At 66.9% G+C, this 571-nt stretch carries 1 protein-coding gene; it reads right to left on the reverse strand.

The annotated features are described in order from the left end of the window. Window positions 1-73: 73 nt before the first annotated feature. Window positions 74-373 carry a GDP-mannose 4,6-dehydratase gene (locus tag U8525_RS34415; RefSeq protein WP_374270964.1) on the reverse strand — a complete coding sequence of 100 codons (300 nt, stop codon included), beginning with the start codon at window positions 371-373 and terminating at the stop codon, window positions 74-76. Window positions 374-571 lie beyond the last annotated feature (198 nt).

Consider the following 571-nt stretch of genomic DNA (forward strand, 5'->3'; position numbering starts at 1 on the left):
CCCCGCGCGGGTTTCTGGGGCGGCAGCAGTCCGGCCAGCCGCTCCCATTGGGCGTCCGTCAGCTCTCCTCGGCTCATGCCCTTCTAACACCCGGCTGCGCTCGATTTATTTGCGGACACGCCCTAGGTGCAACACGTGGTCGCAGCCCGCAACGACCTCCTCCCATCCTGTGTCCTGCATCGGCCAGGTCCGCGGCGGAGAAGGACATACGGGAGCCTGGTTCCATGCCACCCTCCTTCAACAGGGCGTGCACCTCGCCCTCGCGCTTCAGGCCCCGCACGGTGGTGCGTACCTCAAGGCCCGCGGCCAGGAGCTGAACAATGCAATGTCCACCGATGAAGCCAGCTCCGCCAGTGACCAGGACCATGCTCATCGCCGCCTCGTCGGCGTGTTCATGCGCGGCAGGCTGTCCGCGAGGCAGTCGAAGGAGAACTGCTGGATTCGCGGTAACCGTTCACCGGTTGGTGCCTGCTTGAAGGGGCTGCCGGGCAGCGTACGGTGGGCGGGGCGGCGCTCGACGGTGTTGGCTGTGACGTGACACACCGCGACTCATGGCGGAACTCGACCCCCG

The organism is Corallococcus sp. RDP092CA, from assembly GCF_041903675.1.
GTDB lineage: Bacteria > Myxococcota > Myxococcia > Myxococcales > Myxococcaceae > Corallococcus.

What these genes read in the sequence shown, in the direction of transcription:
- U8525_RS34415 (WP_374270964.1), bottom strand. Translation starts at nt 373, where the DNA reads ATGAGCATGGTCCTGGTCACTGGCGGAGCTGGCTTCATCGGTGGACAT.